The organism is Neisseria sp. P0021.S007, assembly GCF_051956855.1.
Genome location: NZ_JBQCXA010001292.1, coordinates 1 through 504, shown reverse-complemented (window position 1 = coordinate 504; position 504 = coordinate 1). Strand labels below are relative to the sequence as shown.

Genomic DNA, 504 nt, shown 5'->3' with positions numbered 1-504 from the left:
TAGTTGCAGCAGGATATTGCCGAGCATATCGCGATAGGCGGACATATTGGGCAGGCGGACTTTGATAAGGTAGTCGTATTCGCCGGAGACCAAGTGGCATTCCAAAATTTGCGGAATTTTTAGCACTTCGCGTTTGAAGTCTTCAAAAATATTGCCGGATTTGGAGCGCAGTTTCAGCTCGACAAAGACCAAGATGCTTTGACCTAAAGCATGAGGATTCAGATGGGCGTGATAGCCGGTAATAAGGTTGTCGCGTTCCAAGCGGCGGACGCGTTCGGTTACCGGCGTGGTGGAGAGGCCGACTTTTTCAGCCAATTCGGTCATGGGGATACGTGCGTTTTGTTGTAGGAGCTTGAGAATTTTTAAGTCGGTTTTGTCGAGTTCTTTCATGGCCTTGATGTCTGTCGTTTTCATTTGGATTGAATCATAACCTTAAAACAGGTTGAGAAGAAGCATAAATGCCTAAAGGCGCGCATGAGGTTTAAATTATGAATAGATTATTCT

1 protein-coding gene is annotated in these 504 nt (G+C 45.6%); it reads right to left on the bottom strand.

Annotated elements, in window-relative coordinates; all coding sequences use genetic code 11:
* A partial coding sequence (locus tag ACTHUR_RS18800) for an Lrp/AsnC family transcriptional regulator (RefSeq protein ID WP_440400288.1) occupies positions 1-390 on the bottom strand: 390 nt, incomplete at its 3' end.
* Positions 391-504 lie beyond the last annotated feature (114 nt).